Source organism: Pseudomonas sp. Bc-h, from assembly GCF_002080045.1.
GTDB lineage: Bacteria > Pseudomonadota > Gammaproteobacteria > Pseudomonadales > Pseudomonadaceae > Aquipseudomonas.
Genome location: NZ_MUIN01000003.1, coordinates 30,612 through 46,514 on the forward strand (window position 1 = coordinate 30,612; position 15,903 = coordinate 46,514).

The 15,903-nt window shown below is 58.7% G+C and carries 14 protein-coding genes; 3 read left to right on the forward strand and 11 right to left on the reverse strand.

Annotation, left to right across the window (positions count from 1 at the left end; translation table 11 throughout):
• Positions 1-134: 134 nt before the first annotated feature.
• The 5 genes from gltP to BWR59_RS04900 all read right to left on the reverse strand — a co-directional run bounded on the left by gltP (position 135) and on the right by BWR59_RS04900 (position 4,338).
• Entirely contained in the window at positions 135-1,466 is a 1,332-nt protein-coding gene (gene gltP, locus BWR59_RS04880) for a glutamate/aspartate:proton symporter GltP (protein ID WP_081564524.1), read from the reverse strand.
• Positions 1,467-2,179: 713 nt separating this feature from the next.
• A complete protein-coding gene (locus BWR59_RS04885) occupies positions 2,180-2,647 on the reverse strand; it encodes an inhibitor of vertebrate lysozyme family protein (protein ID WP_081564525.1) in 468 nt (155 codons plus the stop codon).
• Between the two features lie 2 nt (positions 2,648-2,649).
• Entirely contained in the window at positions 2,650-2,814 is a 165-nt protein-coding gene (locus BWR59_RS04890) for a DUF1328 domain-containing protein (RefSeq protein WP_002555679.1), read from the reverse strand.
• 88 nt (positions 2,815-2,902) lie between these two features.
• Positions 2,903-3,187, reverse strand: a complete 285-nt coding sequence (locus BWR59_RS04895) for a hypothetical protein (protein ID WP_081564526.1) — start codon at positions 3,185-3,187, stop codon at positions 2,903-2,905.
• Positions 3,188-3,483: 296 nt separating this feature from the next.
• Positions 3,484-4,338 (reverse strand): BON domain-containing protein, encoded by an 855-nt coding sequence (locus BWR59_RS04900; RefSeq protein WP_081564527.1) that lies wholly within the window; start codon positions 4,336-4,338, stop codon positions 3,484-3,486.
• Positions 4,339-4,601: 263 nt separating this feature from the next.
• Here BWR59_RS04900 and algB point away from each other — a divergent pair, with 263 nt between their 5' ends.
• Both algB and BWR59_RS04910 read left to right on the forward strand, forming a co-directional pair.
• Positions 4,602-5,948: a sigma-54-dependent response regulator transcription factor AlgB gene (algB, locus tag BWR59_RS04905; protein WP_081564528.1), complete on the forward strand. Its 1,347-nt coding sequence runs from the start codon at positions 4,602-4,604 to the stop codon at positions 5,946-5,948.
• Positions 5,949-5,958: 10 nt separating this feature from the next.
• Positions 5,959-7,746 (forward strand): KinB sensor domain-containing domain, encoded by a 1,788-nt coding sequence (locus BWR59_RS04910; protein WP_081564529.1) that lies wholly within the window; start codon positions 5,959-5,961, stop codon positions 7,744-7,746.
• Between the two features lie 13 nt (positions 7,747-7,759).
• Here BWR59_RS04910 and BWR59_RS04915 read toward each other — a convergent pair whose 3' ends face one another.
• From BWR59_RS04915 to BWR59_RS04940, 6 genes are all read right to left on the reverse strand, one after another.
• Positions 7,760-9,379 carry an EAL domain-containing protein gene (locus BWR59_RS04915; protein WP_081564530.1) on the reverse strand — a complete coding sequence of 540 codons (1,620 nt, stop codon included), beginning with the start codon at positions 9,377-9,379 and terminating at the stop codon, positions 7,760-7,762.
• Positions 9,380-9,460: 81 nt separating this feature from the next.
• Positions 9,461-10,237: an N-acetylmuramoyl-L-alanine amidase gene (locus tag BWR59_RS04920; protein WP_081564531.1), complete on the reverse strand. Its 777-nt coding sequence runs from the start codon at positions 10,235-10,237 to the stop codon at positions 9,461-9,463.
• Positions 10,238-10,335: 98 nt separating this feature from the next.
• Positions 10,336-12,516 (reverse strand): GGDEF domain-containing protein, encoded by a 2,181-nt coding sequence (locus BWR59_RS04925; RefSeq protein WP_081564532.1) that lies wholly within the window; start codon positions 12,514-12,516, stop codon positions 10,336-10,338.
• Entirely contained in the window at positions 12,513-13,391 is an 879-nt protein-coding gene (locus tag BWR59_RS04930; protein ID WP_081564533.1) for an endonuclease/exonuclease/phosphatase family protein, read from the reverse strand. The genes BWR59_RS04925 and BWR59_RS04930 overlap by 4 nt, the downstream gene beginning before the upstream one ends.
• Positions 13,392-13,400: 9 nt before the next feature.
• The gene (locus BWR59_RS04935) at positions 13,401-14,042 is read right to left on the reverse strand and encodes a thiol:disulfide interchange protein DsbA/DsbL (RefSeq protein WP_081564534.1); all 642 of its coding nucleotides are present in this window, start codon (positions 14,040-14,042) and stop codon (positions 13,401-13,403) included.
• A gap of 203 nt (positions 14,043-14,245) precedes the next feature.
• On the reverse strand, positions 14,246-14,863 hold the full coding sequence (locus BWR59_RS04940) for a c-type cytochrome (protein ID WP_081564535.1): 618 nt from the start codon (positions 14,861-14,863) through the stop codon (positions 14,246-14,248).
• A gap of 175 nt (positions 14,864-15,038) precedes the next feature.
• Between BWR59_RS04940 and yihA the strand changes: the two genes are divergently transcribed.
• A complete protein-coding gene (gene yihA, locus BWR59_RS04945) occupies positions 15,039-15,674 on the forward strand; it encodes a ribosome biogenesis GTP-binding protein YihA/YsxC (RefSeq protein WP_081564536.1) in 636 nt (211 codons plus the stop codon).
• The last annotated feature ends 229 nt before the right edge of the window (positions 15,675-15,903 follow it).

The window sequence follows — 15,903 nt, forward strand, 5'->3', positions numbered from 1 at the left end:
ATCCCCTCGCAAGATGCGGGGATGATAGCGGCGAGGGACGAAACAACAAACCCCAAGGACCGCTACAGGTCACTCATAAGTCATATAAAACAAACCCCGCACTTGGCGGGGTTTGTGTTGACGCTACTCAGCGATCAATCGACAGTCGACTGACCCGCTGGCAGGGATTCCTTGCTGCGCCAGTGCGGCAGGGAATTCCAGTAGCGCTCGCCCTTGGCGTCGTCGTACATGCCTTCCCAGCGCGCGATGACCAGAACCGCCAGCGCGTTTCCGATCACGTTCAGCGCAGTACGCGCCATGTCCATGATGCGGTCGACACCGGCAATGAACGCCAGGCCTTCCAGCGGAATGCCGACGCTGCCCAGAGTGGCCAGCAGCACCACGAACGAAACACCCGGCACGCCAGCGATGCCTTTGGAGGTGACCATCAGGGTCAGCACCAGCATGATCTGTTGGCCGATCGACAGGTCGATGCCGTACAGCTGCGCGATGAACAACGCGGCGATGCTCTGATACAGAGTCGAACCGTCGAGGTTGAACGAGTAACCAGTCGGCACCACGAAGCTGCTGATGGCCTTCGGCGCGCCATAGGCTTCCATCTTCTCGATCACGCGCGGCAGCACGGTCTCGGAACTTGCAGTGGAGTAGGCCAGCACTAGCTCATCCTTGAAGATGCGCATCAGCTTGGTCACAGAGAAGCCGAACAGACGGGCGATCAGGCCCAGCACCACGAACGCGAAGAAAGCGATGGCGACGTAAACCAGAATCACCAGCTTGGCCAGTGGCAGCAGTGAGGCGAAACCGAAGTTGGCGACGGTCACGGCAATCAGCGCGAAAACACCGATTGGCGCGTAGTTCATGATCATGTGAGTGACCTTGAACATGGTTTCCGAAACGCCCTGGAATACCTTGACCAGTGGCTCGCGTACTTCAGCGTTGAGGCTGGACAGACCCAAACCGAAGAACACCGAGAAGAAGATGATCGGGAGCATGTCGCCACGGGCAACAGCGGCGAAGATGTTCGACGGGATCAGGTTGAGGATCGTCGCAATGAAGGCGTGATCGTGCTGCACTTCGGCGGTGGTCTTCTCGTACTGCGAGATGTCCACGGTGCCCAGCGTGCTCATGTCGATGCCGGTGCCCGGGTGGAACACGTTGGCGAGCAACAGGCCGACGACGATGGCGATGGTGGTGACGACTTCGAAGTACAGGATCGTTTTCAAGCCAATCCTGCCCAGCTTCTTCGCGTCACCCACCCCTGCAATGCCCACAACCAGCGACGAGATCACGATCGGAATCACGATCATCTTGATCAGGCGGATAAAGATGTCACCTGCAGGTTGCAGGATATTGCTGATCCACCAGGCCTTTTCAGCACTGAAGTGGTTGAGCACAGCACCCAGTGCAATGCCCAGCACCAGTCCGATGAGGATCTGCCAGGCGAGGCTCAGTTTTGCCTTCTTCATGTCATTAACCTTGTTGTAGTTGGCATGGACATTTCTCACCGACGTTTTCGATTTCACTCTTGTGAAGCTGCATCGAAGCGTGGATGCCCTTGGATCTGTCCAGAAGGTCTCTGCAAATGAGCGTCCGAGCTCTCGGCAGGCGGAAAAAGGGCGCAACTATTCCTATCCAGCCCTTCAGCGTCTAATGCCGTAAATGACTACGTCATGCCGAATCGGCATGAGAGAAATCAAAGGGTTAGCAAATACCGCCCCAAAACGAGGCAATGGCTGTCAGCACTTTTATGCTGCGAAGTGGCTAAAACGTCGCCTGCAGACAGGTTGAGGCAGAAACAAGGGAGGCAAGTGACAAAATGGTCACGCACGACCGAGATGCCCTCCACAGGCCTTTTTTCTCGATATACGGTCGCAAGCACGGCCAGATTTAAGGGCGATCCTGAGAGGAGCGAAATAGAAGGGAACGTAAGAGAGGGAATAAAGCGAGATTTGCGCGTCGCAAGCCCATGATCGGATCAGCGCCAATCGGCCAATCTGATAATGGACTTGCGTAGCGGCTTCCTGACCCGGCCCACGAATGGGAGTACTCCCTGTACACCTGGGTCGCTCCAACCATTCCCTTGATCAAAACGTCCCGGCCCCTTGGTCACGCACATACCCTCCTCGGGTTGTGCGGCTTTCGGGAAGACCCGATTAGGTTCGGTCTTCCTTCATTTGAATCAGTACCAATTCGGATCTTTCTTGAGCTGTTCCTTCAAAAGACCTTGCATGCCCTCATCAGGCTTGCCGAGGAATCGATAGTCCGCATGGCGTGTCGGCGACTTGTCAGCCGGCAGGCCTGCTGGCACTTCCACCAACATGGCGTAGGCGTGTTCCTTGTCCAGGCTGAACGCCACGATGAGCCGTTTATTGATGCACGTGTCCTGGGTTTCGCAGAGAGGCCCTACCAGGTATTTGTCACCATCCTCGGTCACCGCGTTCATCTGATCGGACGTACCGGACAGATTGATTACCCAATCGGGCAGACGCTCTTCTTTCTTCACGACACTTGACCAGGTCTGGCGATACTCGGGGTCGGAGTTAAGTAACTCGTTGACCCGTGCCTGACCGTCGTTCGCCGCCATTGCCATGGCGCTGGCGCTCGTCAGGAGCGCCAGCGTCAATGCATGGAAGGGCTTGCGGACCATGGTCAGCCCCGTCCGCGACGACCGAAGAAGAACGACACGACGAACATCACCAGAAACACGACAAAGAGAATCTTGGCGATACCCGTGGCGGTGCCTGCGATACCACCGAAGCCCAGTACAGCTGCAACGATAGCGATGATCAGAAATGTGATAGCCCAGCTCAACATGGTGATTCTCCTTACTGTTTTTAATTTCTAGCCACACCGAGGCATCGGGTTTGACCCTCGGCGTAGATTGCGTCTCTGACGTCGAGGGTCAGAAGACCCAACTCTGCTGACGCGGCGCCTGGTCAATGGCAGTCGCCGCTTCGTCAACCGGTTGCAGGCTCAGCGCGACATCCGTCGCTTTCAGCGCACTCGCTTTCGCGAAAGGAGCGCTGTGGCTGTAGGCATGCTCAATCTGGGTGGTGTCCTGGGTCTGGTTCCAGTGGTTGAACTGTTGAACGACGATCAACGTAATCATCAACGCCAGGCTGGCGAACAAACCTTGCTGCACGTGCAGTGGGGAAATACGCAGTTTGGCGAGAGATTGAGTGTTCATTCAGCGGGCTCCAGGAAATCTTGTTGGCCGACGATGCAGACCTTTGTTACCTGAGATATTGCAGCCGCTGTGCCAGCTTTTTAATCGAGATAAAAACCATATAAATCAGTCACTTAAATACACGTGACAGACACCTCTTACACGCAAGCTGCACGATTGAACATTTGGCATCGTGCGTATTGCACGAACAGAAGGTAAGGCTCGACAAGTTGACGTGTAGCAGCCGGGCTTACTGGGAGCAGCAATTTACAAGCCATCGCCGCCAGCAAAGCCGGCCTGCTACAGAGCGTGCACGATTACCCCGCGCTACGCGCCATGACCCGCAACGTATCGGCATCCACGCCTTTCACGCCGCGAATATTGCGAGCGATCTCGACCGCCAGTTCCTTCTCGGCGTAATTGGCAACGACCCCGTCCAGACTCACCACGCCGCTCTTGGTATCCACCTTTATATTCAGGCCATCGAGATTACGGCTATAGATGAGGCTGGATTTGACCTTGCTGGTGATCCACGCATCACTGAACTCCTCGCGAACACTGTTGGCCTGCGCCTCGTTCTGCTCCTTGATAGCCTGGGTGTCGCGGGCGCTGACGCTGATCAGGTTATTCACCTCGGTCACGCCATCGGTGTTACTGGCAAGACTGCCCGCCAGTTGCTTGGCATCCGCGTCCTTTGCCTGGCCTTTCAACGTCACCACCCCTTGCGCAGCAGCGACCTCGATGTTCAACCCCTCAGTGACGCTGTTCCATAGCAGCTTGGATTTGATGGTGGCCGTGAGTGTTGCGTCGTCGAAGCGCTGAGCCATATTGGCCTTGGTGCCGGGTTCGGCCGCGACCTGGGGGTCGATCTGCAGTTGGTTGTCGACCTTGTTGATGCCTTGGGTATCGCTTGCGATCTGGGTGGCAAGATCCTTGTCGACCTGGTTTTCCACCTTGCCCGTCAGCACGGCAGTCCCCTGTTCGACCTTCACGCCGATATTGAACGGGCTCAGATGGCGGTTAAGCGCAAACGCGGTCCAGATCGAACCTTCCTGGCGCGCCTGAGCCAGTTGCGTTTGCAAATCGCCCTGAGCAGCCTGGGCAGCAATGGGCGTGATGCCGATCAGGCTTGCGGCGGCCATCGCCAGGGCGATTTTCTTCAGCGGTTGCATGGCAAATCTCCAGATATTTCCAAAAGGACTACTGGAGAGACTTTTCAATTGCCGAGACGTTCTGTTGCACCTGCCCATCCAAAAACACGCCGCGATGGCCCTGCCAGGCAGATTTTCGATGCCGTACGCGGCAGATCAATGATTTATCTGATTTTTTGGCAGATCACTAACATGCAGTGCGTTGAATCAATCAGAATGAACCATGCAACTTGCCCGATTATTCCGGGACTAACCAAGATCATTCATTTAGGAGCGTAGGAAAAATGGAAGCAGCCACTGAGAATCAGGGCCGTATTCTGCTTGTGGACGATGAGTCCGCCATCCTTCGCACCTTCCGCTATTGCCTGGAAGATGAAGGCTACAGCGTCGCCACCGCCAACAGTGCGGCACAGGCCGAAGCGCTGCTGCAACGTCAAGTGTTCGACGTGTGCTTTCTGGATTTGCGTCTTGGGGAAGACAACGGGCTGGACGTGCTGGCGCAGATGCGCATTCAGGCGCCATGGATGCGCGTGGTGATCGTGACTGCGCATTCCGCCGTGGACACGGCGGTGGACGCGATTCAGGCTGGCGCCGCCGATTATCTGGTCAAGCCCTGCAGCCCCGACCAGTTGCGTCTGGCGACCGCCAAGCAACTGGAGGTCCGTCAGCTGTCGGCACGCCTCGAAGCGCTGGAAGGCGAGGTGCGCAAACCCAAGGACGGCCTGGACTCCCACAGCCCATCGATGATGGCGATTCTGGAGACGGCGCGTCAGGTGGCGAACACCGACGCCAACATTCTCATTCTGGGTGAGTCCGGTACCGGTAAAGGTGAACTGGCACGGGCTATCCACGGCTGGAGCAAGCGGGCGAAGAAAGCCTGCGTCACCATCAACTGTCCGTCCCTGACCGCGGAGCTGATGGAAAGCGAGCTGTTCGGCCATAGCCGCGGCGCGTTCACCGGTGCCAGCGAGAGCACCCTCGGGCGAGTGAATCAGGCTGATGGCGGTACATTGTTTCTCGATGAAATCGGTGACTTCCCACTGACCTTGCAGCCAAAATTGCTGCGCTTCATCCAGGACAAGGAATACGAGCGCGTGGGCGACCCGGTGACTCGTCGCGCTGACGTGCGCATCCTTGCGGCGACCAACCTGAACCTGGAAGACATGGTTCGCGAAGGCCGCTTCCGCGAAGACCTGCTGTACCGCCTTAATGTGATTACCTTGCACCTGCCGCCGCTGCGTGAGCGTGGCGAGGACATTCTGACTCTGGCTGACCGTTTCCTTGCGCGCTTCGTCAAGGATTATGGCCGTCCGGCGCGGGGTTTCAGCGAGGATGCCCGCAGCGCGCTCCTCAACTATCGCTGGCCCGGCAACATCCGCGAGCTGCGAAACGTGGTGGAACGTGCCAGCATCATTTGCCCGCAGGAGAAGGTCGAGGTCAGTCATCTGGGGATGGCCGAAACGCCAACCAACAATGCACCACGTGTCGGTGCGGCATTGAGCCTGGACGAGCTGGAAAAAGCGCACATCGGCGCCGTGCTGGCGACCAGCGATACCCTCGATCAAGCGGCACGCACGTTGGGGATCGATGCCTCGACGCTGTATCGCAAGCGCAAGCAGTACAACTTGTGACAGGTCGCTTATGAAGTTCGCGATAAAGTTGCGCACCCGGCTGTTCCTCAGCATTTCGGCGCTGATGACGGTCGCCTTGCTAGGCCTGCTGTTGGGACTGGTCAGCGTCATGCAGATGGCCAAGTCTCAGGAGTCGCTGATTCGCCACAACTTCATTACCCTCGATATCGGTCTCAAACTGCGGCAGAACCTGGGCGATCAACTGGTCATGCTGCTCAAGAGCAGCCCGGACGAAGCGGCGCTGCAGCACAATCAGAAGCAATTCCAGGACCTGCTGGATCAAGGCATCGATCACGATCAGCAAACCAACACCCACAGCGGCTTCGAGAAGGCACGTCTGGACTATGCGCAATTCCTGAGTGCCCTTCAGCAGTCCAATGATCCGGCCAACGCGCTAAACGACGACAAGGCCGTGACCAATGCCTTCAACACGCTGCGCAACGGGCTGCTCGATGCCCACCGTCAGGCGCTGGAAAACATCAGCCAGGCCGAGACAGCCTCTCGCACCCGCGCGCTATGGGTCGCTGCGCTGCTGGGGCTGGTCGGGCTCGCGGTGCTGGCCATCGGCTTCGTCACCGCGCACGGCATCGCTCGCCGCTTTGGCGGGCCGATCGAAGCGCTGGCCAAGGCCGCGGACAACATTGGACAAGGCAACTTCGAAGTCACCCTGCCGATCTCCTCCTCATCGGAAATGAACCAGCTGACTCGCCGTTTCGGCATCATGGCCGAGGCCTTGCGCCAGCATCAGGTGACCAACGTCGATGAACTGCTCGCCGGGCAACAACGGCTGCAAGCGGTGCTCGACAGTATCGACGACGGCCTGCTGATGATTGATCGGCAGGGGCGGCTTGAACACCTCAACCCGGTAGCGCAACGCCAGCTCGGCTGGGAAGAAAGCAAACTCGGCCAGGGTCTGGGGGAAGCCTTGGAGCGTCCGGAGCTGGATCAGCAGCTCCATCTGGTCTTGCGCGGCGGCATGCTGGAGCGGGCGCCCGAAGACCTTTCCATCGAGATTGATGGCGAAACCCGATTGCTGACTTACAGCCTGACTCCAGTCAGCCATACCAAGGGTCATATTCTCGGCGCCGTGATGGTGCTGCACGATGTCACCGAACAGCGCGCGTTCGAACGGGTGCGCAGCGAGTTCGTCCTGCGCGCCTCCCATGAATTGCGCACACCGGTTACCGGCATGCACATGGCGTTCGGGCTCTTACAGGAGCGCGTGCACTTCCCGCCGGACTCCCGCGAAACGGACTTGCTGCAGACCGTCAACGAAGAGATGCAGCGGTTGATGCAGTTGATCAACGACCTGCTGAATTTTTCTCGTTATCAGAACGGCCTGCAAAAGCTGACCCTCGCGCCATGCGATGTCAACGAGCTGCTCGAAGAGGCGCGGCAGCGCTTTGCCGAATCGGCGCAGGAGCAGGATGTGGTGGTGCTCCTGGAAATGCAGGAGCCGTTGCCACGCTTGCAGGCCGACAAGGGGCAGCTCGATCGCGTCCTCGACAACCTGCTGGACAACGCGCTGCGCCATACGCCGCAATCGGGGCTGATCCGCCTGCAGGCGCGTCGGCATGGAGAGCGCTTGATCATTAGCGTGGAAGACAACGGCGAAGGCATCGCCTACGGACAGCAGGCACGAATATTCGAACCCTTCGTTCAGGTCGGCCGCAAGAAAGGCGGGGCAGGTCTGGGGCTGGCACTGTGCAAGGAAATCGTGCAGCTGCACGGCGGGCGCATGGGTGTGTACTCAAGACCGGGGCAGGGTACGCAATTCTACATGGCCTTGCCGCTGTAACGCGTCTTCTGGCTCAAGCCACGTCATCGGTCCGCCGACCCGCGCTACGACGCCCACCCGTGACTAATTCCGTAAACTTGCTTGCAGTCAGTGGTCGTGCAAACAGCCAGCCCTGGCCGTAGATCACGCCTTCGCTCTTGAGCAGCAAGGCCTGGGATTCGAACTCGATACCCTCGGCAATCACTCGCAATTGCAGCGCATGGGCCATGCGGATGATGTGCGGCGCGACCCCGCTGCTGGCCGCGTCATGGCCCAGCGCGTCGATGAACGCCTTGTCGATCTTCAGGCAATCCACCGGCAAAGTCTGCAAATAGGCGAGACTGCAGTAACCCGTGCCGAAGTCATCGATCAGCACTTGATGGCCGCGATCACGCAGGGCTTGAAGATGATTACGCGCGACCACGACGTCAACCAGCCCGCGCTCGGTGACCTCAAAGGCAATCTGCCGGGGCGCCACCCGGTGCAGGGCGAGCAGTTTCGCAGTCACCCGGCCAATACGCGGGGCCATTACGTCACAGGCGGCTAAATTCACCGAAATATAGAGATGGGGATTGGCGCGCAATAGCTGCCCCAACTGCTCCAGCAACTGCTGCAGCACAAAGTCAGTGATCTGACGGATCTGGCCGGTATTTTCCGCCAAGGGAATGAACAGATCAGGGCTGGTCAGCGTGCCATCGGGTCGTCTCCAGCGCACCAAGGCCTCAGCGCCCACGCATAAGCGGGTATTCAGGTCAAAAATAGGTTGGTAGAGAACCTTCAGTTCACCACGGCGCAGGGCGCCATGCAGCTCGCCGCCCAGCGACTGGCGCTGACGAACCAGTTGCAACACCAGAATCCCGATGCACAACGAAATCAGCACACTGGCCGGCACCAGAAGCCACCAGGCACCGGTTATCTTTTGCTGCAAGCCGTTGCGAGGAGTAATTAACACCAGCTGATATTCCGGACTTTGCGTCGGCATCCGGTAAACCAGCTTGTCCTGAGTGGTGATCAGCGTCTCGGCGGAGGTCGGGGTCCAGTCGGGCGTCGGGGGCCAGGTCTGCGCCGGGCCTAAAACCGGAACCGCTTTGGAGCCCTGATCCAGCACCACTACCAGACTGCCGCCGGCAGGCAGGTCCACCACATCGGTGAGGTGGCCGCGGGAGGTCGATACACGAAACTCTCCGCGCCCGAGCATTAGGGACGCCAGGTTGTCGTCAGGCTGTGTGGAGGTGTTCAGCCAGTAGTCGTAAGTCGGGCCGCGAATGTCCGGCGCGCGCGGCTTGCCGATCATGCTTTGGCGGGTCCAGCTGGAACAGAACTGGGTATCGTCGACGTAGGCGACTTCATAAATGAAGCGGAAGCGCGAATTGACCTGCCGCAACTGCTCGATCATCTCGGGGCTGCAGCCCCGCAAAGGCTGGGCCTCGAGCAGATCAAGGCCCGCACGTAACTGGCCGAACAGTTGCTCCAGACGCACAAGAAAACGTTCGCCCTGGGCATTCATTTGAGCACTTTCTTCCTGTCGCGCCTGATGCATTGCCAGGCCAAAGCTACCCGCCAATAGCACGGCCGCGCTCAACAACGCTGCCAGCAATGCCAGGAGGGAAGGGCGATAGAGAACTGAGCGCAGCTGCGGTGAAGCCGTGAACATCGGCCGATATCCAGATGAATACCAATGAGGTATAGCAACAAGCGCGGAAATAGCCCGCCAAAAACCGACGCTATGGGCAATTTAGTGCCTGAGGTTCAACACCTGAAGGATAGCTGCACTTTGCAGATCAGGTTCGCCGTCGAACTTCTGCGGGCGATAATGCATCTGGAACGCCCCCAAGACGTGGCGTGTGGCCAAATCCCATTCGCCTGTCTGCGGCGTTGGATAGCCCAGTAAAGCCAACTGCTGCTGGAACCATGAAACACTTGGCAACACACCCATCATTTGCGCCTGACGCTGCGCGACTTGTTGCTCGTCGGGCCAGATACCCAGGCCTTCTGCGGCCAGGCGCTTCCATGGAAAGAGCGGGCCTGGATCGAGTTTACGCAGCGGGGCGATATCGCTGTGGCCGATCACATGCCGCGGCTCGATCTTGTTGCGTTTGACGATGTCCTTGAGCAGCACGATCAATGCCTTGATCTGCGCTTCGCTGTAGGGATACCAAAGGCGACCGGTTGGCGTGTCCCGGTAGCCCGGGTTGACGATCTCGATACCGATGCTGCTGGAGTTCAGCCACGTGCGGCCATCCCACTCACTTTCACCGGCATGCCAGGCGCGCTGGCTTTCATCTACCAGTTTGTAGGTCGTGGCCGGGCCGTCGCCGATCAGATAATGCGCGCTCACTTCGCCATGAGTCAGCAACGCCAGCGAGCGATCAAGAGGCGCGGAGGTGTAGTGCACCACCACGAACTGGGCGCGGCTGTCGAAATTGACCGAAGGATGACTGGTGTCGAGCTTCGGACCGCTGGAGCAGGCTGTGAGAAGCAGGGCCAGGAAAAATGCGCAAAAAGGCTTCATAAAAGGCAGAACACATAGGCAAGTAATGCAACAGTGTAACGTAATGCCAACCCCGCGCTCAAAAATGCTCGTCCACCCACGCGACGCCGTTCGTAACGTCATCCCTGCTCTATACGGTTACGCCCCTTGTCTTTCGCTCGATACAGCGCCTGATCGGCACGCTTTAGCACCAGGTCACTACGTTCACCTGGCTTGAAGAGCGTGATCCCCATCGAAACGGTGACAGTCACCGGCTCGCCCTTGAAATGGAAAGGGCACTGCTCGATGGTCAAGCGCAGCCGCTCCAGCAGTGCCAGGCCGTCAGCCATTTGCGTGTGAGGAAGGAGAAGAACGAATTCCTCGCCGCCGAATCGGGCCAGGAAATCCGAGGGGCGCAGGCGTTTTTCCAGTTGCGAGGCAATGATCTTCAAGACCTTGTCGCCCGCCAGATGGCCGTAACCGTCGTTGATGCGCTTGAAATGATCGAGGTCAAGAATGCCCAGCAACAAGCTGGAACGATTTTTCTGCAGCAGATCGACCTCTTGATCCAGACGCTCGTTCCAGGCCGCGCGGTTCGGCAAACCGGTGAGGGTATCGATCAGTGCCTTTTGTCGCTGCTCTTCAAGGTGCGCTCGGAAGCCCAGCGCTTCCTGCTCCATGGTCGCCACCCGACCGGCGAGCGATTGCAGGCGCGAGGCGACTTCCTGCTCCCGCTGATCACGCTGCCTTTGGTGCTCGTCCATGGTACCCAGCAAACCTTCCAAACGACTCTCCAGCACATGTTTCAGGCTATTGAGATCGGCCGCTTCCTGCACGCTGCTCTGTAAACCGCCGACGTGCTCGCGTAGCTGATCGTTCAGCTCCCGAGAGGCGGACTGTTGGCCCGCATGGTCGTCGCTGGCGGCTTGCAGATTGCTCTGGAACGACTCAAGGCGCTCGTTGAGCTGTTTGAGGTAAAGCTCGAATTCGTGCTGACCGCTGTCGGTAATCGCCAACATCAAAACGGCGAGATCGTCCAGGATCGGCAGCAACTCATACCAGTTCAACCCATGTTCAAGACGCGTACGCATCGCTTCGGCCTGCGGCCGATGGTGCTCTGGCAGCGTCAGATCGTTGAGCAACCCCAGCAGGGTTTCTTCAATGTGAGCCGCTACCGAGCTATAGCTGGGTTCTGGGGAGGAGGGCAGTGCGTAAGGCCCATCCTCCTCAACCACGCCTTGCTCATCGGGATTTTCGTCAGCGTTCGTTTCGTCGCCCGCCGCTTGCGCCTTGATCGCCTGGTCTTCAGCCGCTTCGGCCTCGGCCTGTTCGACGGCTTGCTCTTCATTGTTCGCGGCAGAGTCGCTGGTCACTTCAGCAGGTTCTGAATCAACTACTGCCACAGCGTCTTCGGCTGGCGCTGGCGCCAGGGCTTGCTCAGCAAGCAGTGATTGCGCCTGGGCATTGGTTTTTTCAGACTCAACAGCTTTTGGCAAAGGCTCATCGGTGGGTATGAGCTCGCTCACCTCGGCTTTCGCAGCCGGTACGGCAGCAGCTGCTTGAGGAGACTCAGCAGCCGCCACCGAAGCCTCAGCGGCTGCGACTACTTCGGCAACCGGTTTCTCAACGATTATCGCGGGCTCGGCCGCGGCAGGCGCTTCATTGGTCCATTGCGCCGTTTGCGGTGCCGAACGCTCGGCGAAGGGCTCGTCGGCAGCATCATCACCGCTTGCCGCCATAGGTTTGGCTGCTGGTACGACGGGAAGAGCGGTTGGGGCAGGGGATTCTTCTTCGGCCTCGCGGCTGCCAAACAGGCGCTGGAGAAAACCAGGCCGCGCGGCCTCCTCAGGGTGCTCTATCTGAGAAAGCGCCTGCCCCTGCAAACCACTCAACTCGCTTAGAAGCAGCGGCAGCTCACGGGCCTGGTTGACCCGATCTTCAAGGTTTTTTGCAAAGCGTTTGAGAGGTTTGGCCACCTCACGGGGCAGCGGCAATGCCTGCAACTGCGCGACCAGGGAGGTCAACGCCGTGCCCATCTGCTCGACGCGCTTTTCGCGGCGCTGCTCGGAGTCGAGCACGGCTTTCTCCAGCCGAGGAATCAAGGCAGCCAGCCCCGCGTCCATGTCGTCCTTGCGCACGACCTCGCGCATTTCCTTCATGCACTGATCGACCGCCTTGTCAGCCCCCTCCGCCGCCAGGCTACTGCGTACCAGGCCCCGACGCAGCAAGTCCAGACGCGCATTCCAGCGCTTTTCCAGTCTGTCTTGTTGCTCGATGCTCTTGAGGTATTTTTCTTTCCAGCGTTGGGCTTCGTCGCTCATTCCGAGGGTCCGAGAGGAGATGTGCTTGTTATCGGCAGCGAGTCACCAATTAATGAGGCTGGCAAGCGAATCTCCACCGCAACCGGCAGATGATCGGAAATGGGCTGAGCCAGCACCTGCACTTTTTCAAGCGTAAGGGTCGGGCTGAGAAGGATGTGGTCCAGGCAGCGCTGAGGACGCCAGCTTGGAAAGGTCGCTTCGATCTGGGGCGCGAGCAGGCCCAGATCACGCAACGGAGAGAGCTCCAGCAGGTCGCTGGCATGGGTGTTCATGTCGCCCATCAGCACCTGATGTTTGTATCCGCCAATCATCTCGCGGATATACGCCAGTTGGCGGGTACGAACGCGGGCCCCAAGCGCCAGATGCATGACCACCACGATCAGCGCATCTTCGCCTTCGCCGAAACGCACCAGAATGGCGCCACGCCCGGCAGGGCCAGGCAATGGATGGTCTTCGATATCCCAAGGGCGCAGACGGCTTAACACGCCGTTGCTGTGCTGGGCGAAGCGTCCGAGGTTGCGATTGAGTTGCTGATGCCAGTACGGAAAGGATCCGAGCTGGGCGAGGTGTTCGACTTGATTGACGTAGCCTGATCGAAGGCTGCCGCCATCGGCTTCCTGCAAGGCGACCAGATCGTAGTCGTTGAGCAGGTTGCCGATTTTCTGCAGATTTCCGGCGCGACCGTTGTGGGGCAGCAGATGCTGCCACCCACGGGTCAGGTAATGCCGATAGCGCTCGGTACTGATACCTACCTGGATGTTGAAGCTGAGCAACCGGAGCCGGCCATCGGCTGGCAATCCGGTTTCCTGCAGGTGTCGCTCGTTGACCTTGGCCGAGTGCCGGGCAACGATGCGTTCAGTACCCCAGCGCGTCATGGCCGGCGCTTACTTGGCGGTCAGCGTTGCGCGCTCTTTGGCGATCAACTGATCGGCCACTTGCAGCGCTTGCTCTGGACCACCGGCAGTGCCCAGGTCAAAACGGTATTTGCCGTTGACGATCATGGTAGGAACGCCAGTGATTTCATACTTCTTGGCCAGTTCCTTGTACTGGGCGATCTTGCCCTTTACGGCGAACGAGTTGAAGGTTTCGAGGAACTTGGTCTTGTCGACGCCCTGAGTGGCAACGAACTCGGCCATGTCGTTCGGGTCGGTCAGACGCTTGCCGCCTTTCTGGATGGCATCGAAGACTGCGGTGTGGACTTTCTTCTCGACACCCATGGTGTCCAGAGTGATGAACAGCTGACCGTGGGCATCCCATGGACCGCCGAACATCGCAGGAACGCGGATGAAATGAACGTCAGCGGGGAGTTTTTCAACCCATGGATTGATCACCGGCTCGAAAGCGTAGCAGTGTGGGCAGCCGTACCAGAACATCTCGACGACTTCGATCTTGCCTGGCTCGGAAACAGGGACGGCGCTGCTCAGCTCGACATATTGCTTGCCGGCTTCGATCGGCTCTGCAGCTTGAGCGGTGAGACCGAACAGGCTGGTGAAAACCAGAGCGGCGCTGAGAATCAGATTACGCATGCTTAACTCCTGGGCATGAAAAGTCACCTCGACGGCCGCAGTTGGACCGGGCGGGGTGATGTGAGTTCGCAAGTGTAACGCCTGCGCGCACAAAAAAGGGCAGCCGTTCGCTACCCTTTTTGGCCCGCCCGAGCGGGAAACGATGTGCAAAGGTTTCAGAGCCTGAAACCGCCCTATTCAGGGGCTCTCGCCTTAATCGAGGCTTAATGCAGGCCCTGTATGTAGGCCGACAACGCGTCGATATCCTTGTTGCTGAGCTTGGAGGCAATCGAGCGCATGACCATGGTGTCGCCATCGTTGGTGCGGTCACCTTCGCGGAACGCTGTCAGCTGCTTTTTCACGTAATCGGCATGTTGCCCACCCAGATGCGGAAAGCCGGCAGCGGCGTTGCCAGCGCCGTTGGGCGAGTGGCATCCGGTACAGGCAGGCATGCCCTGATCAAGTTTGCCGCCGCGAAACAGAGCCTCGCCCCGTGCGACCAGATTGGCATCGGCGGCGCCGACGCTGCCTTTCTGGCTGGAGAAATAGGCGGCGATATCGGCGAGATCCTGCTCATTGAGGTTGTTCAGCAGGCCGGTCATCTCGAGAACGACACGTTTGCCGTCCTTGATCTCATGCAGTTGCTTGAGCAGATAGCGCTGACCTTGTCCGGCCAGTTTGGGGAAGTTGGGAGCGGGACTGTTACCGTCCGGACCATGACAGGCGCCGCAGACTGCGGCTTTTGCCTGGCCTGCCGCGGGGTCGCCGACTACCGCGTCTGCGGCGTTTGCGGCACCAGAGATGCCCAAGATCAACAGCAAACTCATCCATAGCTTGTTCATCGGCTAATCCAGTACGTTTTATTGTTGGTGTAAGGTTAGTCCGGCTTCTGCGAACTTCATCCTTCGGGTGGGACAAAGCACACACAAAATCTGCGGCATTATATACTTGCGTCCATTAAACGGAAACGACACCCCGTTGCCGCACCACTGCAGCAACGCCCTCACCGGATATCCCATGCAACTCAAGAACCCGATCCTCGGCTTGTGCCAACAAGCCAAGTTCATGCTCAGCGCCGCCAAAGTCGACCAGTGCCCCGATGACGAAGGCTTCGAAGTGGCCTTCGCCGGCCGTTCCAATGCTGGCAAATCCAGTGCACTGAACACCCTGACCCACGCCAGCCTCGCACGCACCTCGAAAACCCCGGGCCGCACTCAGCTGTTGAACTTCTTCAGTCTGGACGACGATCGGCGTCTGGTCGACTTGCCGGGCTACGGTTATGCAAAAGTCCCGATTCCGCTCAAGCAACACTGGCAGCGTCACCTCGAGGCGTATCTGGGCAGCCGGGAGAGTCTGAAAGGCCTGATCCTGATGATGGACATCCGCCATCCGATGACCGACTTCGACCTGCTGATGCTCGATTGGGCAATTGCCAGCGGCATGCCGATGCACATTCTGCTGACCAAGGCGGACAAGCTGACCTTCGGCGCGGCCAAGAACACGCTGCTCAAGGTGCAGTCGGAAATTCGCAAGGGCTGGGGCGATGCCGTGACTATCCAGCTGTTCTCGGCACCCAAGCGCATGGGCCTGGAAGAAGCGTACACCGTGCTCGCCGACTGGATGGAACTTGAAGACAAGGTGCCTGCGGCGTAAATCGCAGGCAAAAAAAACCCCGGACTTCATATGGGGAGGGGAAGTTCGGGGTCTAAGTCCAGACCACTAGGGAGAGGTCCGGATATCTGCCAACACTTAACACAACATAGGAGCATGAGTGGCTACGTCAGCCACTCGCAAACTCTGACCGGGGTTTGTCCGCAGAAGTTCAAAATCTGCGGAAATTTAATGTGGGCAGACTCATCCCACGCTTGAGTCGAGCCGCAGG

Coding starts and splice junctions, on each gene's coding strand:
- gltP (WP_081564524.1), bottom strand. CDS start 1,466: ATGAAGAAGGCAAAACTGAGCCTCGCCTGGCAGATCCTCATCGGACTG.
- BWR59_RS04885 (WP_081564525.1), bottom strand. CDS start 2,647: ATGGTCCGCAAGCCCTTCCATGCATTGACGCTGGCGCTCCTGACGAGC.
- BWR59_RS04890 (WP_002555679.1), bottom strand. CDS start 2,814: ATGTTGAGCTGGGCTATCACATTTCTGATCATCGCTATCGTTGCAGCT.
- BWR59_RS04895 (WP_081564526.1), bottom strand. CDS start 3,187: ATGAACACTCAATCTCTCGCCAAACTGCGTATTTCCCCACTGCACGTG.
- BWR59_RS04900 (WP_081564527.1), bottom strand. CDS start 4,338: ATGCAACCGCTGAAGAAAATCGCCCTGGCGATGGCCGCCGCAAGCCTG.
- algB (WP_081564528.1), top strand. CDS start 4,602: ATGGAAGCAGCCACTGAGAATCAGGGCCGTATTCTGCTTGTGGACGAT.
- BWR59_RS04910 (WP_081564529.1), top strand. CDS start 5,959: ATGAAGTTCGCGATAAAGTTGCGCACCCGGCTGTTCCTCAGCATTTCG.
- BWR59_RS04915 (WP_081564530.1), bottom strand. CDS start 9,379: ATGTTCACGGCTTCACCGCAGCTGCGCTCAGTTCTCTATCGCCCTTCC.
- BWR59_RS04920 (WP_081564531.1), bottom strand. CDS start 10,237: ATGAAGCCTTTTTGCGCATTTTTCCTGGCCCTGCTTCTCACAGCCTGC.
- BWR59_RS04925 (WP_081564532.1), bottom strand. CDS start 12,516: ATGAGCGACGAAGCCCAACGCTGGAAAGAAAAATACCTCAAGAGCATC.
- BWR59_RS04930 (WP_081564533.1), bottom strand. CDS start 13,391: ATGACGCGCTGGGGTACTGAACGCATCGTTGCCCGGCACTCGGCCAAG.
- BWR59_RS04935 (WP_081564534.1), bottom strand. CDS start 14,042: ATGCGTAATCTGATTCTCAGCGCCGCTCTGGTTTTCACCAGCCTGTTC.
- BWR59_RS04940 (WP_081564535.1), bottom strand. CDS start 14,863: ATGAACAAGCTATGGATGAGTTTGCTGTTGATCTTGGGCATCTCTGGT.
- yihA (WP_081564536.1), top strand. CDS start 15,039: ATGCAACTCAAGAACCCGATCCTCGGCTTGTGCCAACAAGCCAAGTTC.